Origin of the sequence: Streptomyces sp. NRRL WC-3549 (assembly GCF_000721935.1) — a bacterium.
Taxonomy (GTDB): domain Bacteria; phylum Actinomycetota; class Actinomycetes; order Streptomycetales; family Streptomycetaceae; genus Streptomyces.
This window is the reverse complement of sequence record NZ_KL585464.1, coordinates 395-3,725: the sequence shown is the minus strand read 5'-3', so window position 1 is coordinate 3,725 and position 3,331 is coordinate 395. Positions and strand designations below refer to the sequence as shown.

The 3,331-nt window shown below is 69.9% G+C and carries 2 protein-coding genes; both read right to left on the bottom strand.

Going from position 1 to position 3,331, the window contains the following annotated elements:
* Positions 1 to 1,041, bottom strand: a 1,041-nt coding sequence (locus tag IH13_RS0136110) for a beta-ketoacyl synthase N-terminal-like domain-containing protein (protein WP_031091397.1), incomplete at its 3' end; no start/stop codon positions are given.
* Between the two features lie 48 nt (positions 1,042 to 1,089).
* Positions 1,090 to 3,331, bottom strand: a 2,242-nt coding sequence (locus IH13_RS0136105) for an SDR family NAD(P)-dependent oxidoreductase (RefSeq protein ID WP_158791529.1), incomplete at its 5' end; no start/stop codon positions are given.

The following is a 3,331-nucleotide window of genomic DNA, read 5'->3' as shown; positions in this document are numbered from 1 at the left end:
CCGGGTACCCGTACCGTGTCCCTCCACGACGTCGACCTGTGTGGGGGACAGCCTGGCACCGGCCAGCGCCTGGCTGATCACACGCTGCTGTGCGGGGCCGTTCGGCGCGGTCAGACCGTTGGACGCACCGTCCTGGTTCACCGCCGAGCCGCGCACGACCGCCAGCACCTGATGACCGTCACGCCGCGCGTCGGACAGTCGCTCCAGCAGGAGCATGCCCACGCCTTCGCCCCAGCCAGTGCCGTCCGCGGCCTCGGCGTAAGCCTTGCACCGGCCGTCGGCCGCCAGGCCTCGCTGCCGGGAGAATTCGACGAAGACACCAGGGTTGGACATGACAGTGACACCGCCGGCCAGTGCCTGCGTGCACTCACCGGAGCGCAGTGCCTGGATCGCCCAGTGCATCGCGACGAGCGACGAGGAGCACGCCGTGTCCACCGTCACCGCCGGGCCCTCGAGACCCAGCGTGTAGGAGACACGGCCGGACAGCACAGAGGTGACATCCCCTGTGAGCGCGTGCCCGTCCGAGCCGGGCGCCGCCGCCATACCGATGCCGTAACCCTGTGTCGAGGCGCCGATGAAGACGCCTGTACGGCTGCCGCGTACGGAGAGCGGGTCGATGCCCGCACGCTCGAACGCCTCCCACGACGTCTCCAGGAGCAGGCGCTGCTGCGGATCCATCGACAGCGCCTCACGCGGCGAGATCCCGAAGAGGCCCGGGTCGAAGTCCGCGGCGTCATAGAGGAAGCCGCCCTCGTTCGCGTACGAAGTCCCCGGGTGCGCATGTTCGGCGTCCGGGTCGTACAGCTTCTCGAGGTCCCAGCCACGGTCGGCGGGGAACCCCGCGACGGCGTCGCGTCCGGAGGCCACCAGCTCCCACAGCTGCTCCGGAGAAGCCACGTCCCCCGGATAGCGACAGCTCATCGCGACGATCGCGATGGGTTCGGCTTCGCCGGACTCGACATGGCGAAGTCGCTGGCGAGTCTGCTGGAGCTCGCCGACCACCTTGGTCAGGTACTCGCGCAGCTTCTCTTCGTCCGCCATCAGTACATCGCTCCCGTGAGTCGTACAGGAAAATTCATGCTTGCCACGTCAAGAGATCCCGAGGTCGTTGTCGATCAGGTCGAACAACTCCTCGTTCGTCGCGGACTCGTAGCGCTCCGCACTGCTGTCCGGGCCCGCCGGCCCGTTCGCCTCGTTGAGCTTGGACAACAGGGATTCCAGGCGGAGGACCACTCGCATCCGGCCGATGTCGTCGTGCGCGCGGACGGCCAGGGCCTGTTCCAGACGGTCGAGTTCCTCGCCGGCAGGCAGGTCGCCTTCCGCGTCCTGCAGGATTTCCGCCTGCAGATGGCTCGCGAGCGCGGTCGGGGTCGGGTGGTCGAAGACGGACGTCGCCGGAAGGCGAAGCCCCGTCGCGGCGTTGAGCCGGTTGCGCAGTTCGACCGCGGTGAGCGAATCGAAGCCGAGTTCCCTGAAGGCACGGCCCGCTTCGACGTTCTTGGGCGTCGCGTGTCCGAGCACTGTCGCCGCATGTCCGCGCACCAGGTCCAGCAGGAGCTGGGCCCGGTCGGCCTCGGACAGCACGATCAGCTCCGCCCTCAGGGCCGGGGGGGTCTCCCGCTCACCGACAGATTCCGCCGCCGCGTCCCCGATGGCTGCCGCCACCTGCGGGATGCCGGCGATCAGGGGGCGGGGCCGCGCCATGGTGAAGATCGGCGCGAAGCGTTCCCAGTCGACGTCGGCGATCACGACGGTGGTGTCGTCCTGGTCGAGGGCCTGCCGGAGGGCGGCGATGCCCGACGCGGGCTGGATGAGACGTACGCCCTGCCGGTCGAGGAGGACCTTCGCCTCCTCGCTCACCATTCCGCCACCGGCCCACGGCCCCCAGGCCACGGACAGGGCGGGTACGCCCTCGGCACGCCGTTGTTCGGCGAGTGCGTCCGCGTAGGCATTGGCCGCCGCGTAGGCCCCGTGGTCTCCGACACCCCAGACGGCCGAAACCGATGAGAAGTAGATGACCGCGTCGAGGTCGTCGCGATCGATCAGCTCGTCGAGGTACCGGGCTCCGGTGACCTTGGCGGCAGTGATGTCCGCGAACATGTCGTCGTCCGTCGCCGCCAGCGGGGCCAGCTTGCCGACTCCTGCCGCGTGCACGACCGTACGCACCTTGTCCCCGGCCGCCGAGAGTCGCTCCAGCAGACCGGCCACGGCGGCCCGGTCGGTCACATCACACGCGGCGACGGTGACCCTGCTGCCCAGCTTCTCCAGCTCTGCCACCAGCTCGGTGACTCCTGAAGCCTTGTCACCGCTACGGCTCGTGAGGACGACGTGCTCGGCTCCGTCCGCAGCCAGCCAGCGCGCGACATGCCCGCCCAGGGCCCCGGTCCCACCCGTGATGAGTGCCGTGCCGGAGGGTTTCCAGGACCGCGCCGGCGACGAACTGTCCGGAGTCGCGGGCAACACCCGTCGGGTGAACACCCCCGTGCCACGCACCGCCAGCTGGTCCTCGCCGTCCGTGCCCGCGAGGGCGGCCACCAACCGCTTCAGCGCCCGGGCGTCCACCTCCTCCGGCAGGTCGACGAGGCCACCCCACACCTTGGGGTGTTCCAACGAGGCGACTCGCCCCAGGCCCCAGGTCTGTGCCTGAACCGGCCGGGCGAGGACGTCGGACCGCCGGACGGACACGGCGGTCCGGGTGGCGCACCAGAGCGGCGCCTCCAGCTCCAGCCAGGTCATCGCCCGCAGAAGGGCCAGGACGGCGAACGAGCCGGACGGCAGGACGTTGTGTACAGGATGGGGGCGCTCGTCGAAGGACAGCAACGACAGCACGCCGGACGGGCTTCCGTGGCCGTCGACGGTCTCCCGCAGCCGGTCGCCGATCGTGGTGACGTCGTCCGTACCACCGTCCACCGGCAGCACCACGACGCTCGCCCCGTGGTCGCGCAGGGACGCCGCACAGTCCTCGACGAGAGACTCGTCGATGCCTCCCACGGGAACCGCGAGCACCCATACGCCGGTGAGCATCGGATCGGTCGCGTCGTCGACGGGGGCCCAGCTGACACGGTATCGCCAGGAACCGACTTCCAGACTTTCGCTGCGGTTGCGGTGCCACTGGGACAGTGCGGGCAGCATGCTCGCGAGGGAAGGCGTACCGGTCTCGCCGACATCGAGCGTCCTGGCCAGGGTATCGATGTCACCACGTGCGACGACGTCCCAGAACTCGGCATCGATCGGGCTGCGCCCGTCGGCAGGTCCACCGACCGGGACGAGCGGTGCGCTCGGCCAGTAGTGCTCGTGCTGGAAAGCGTAGGTGGGCAGGTCGATGCGGCGG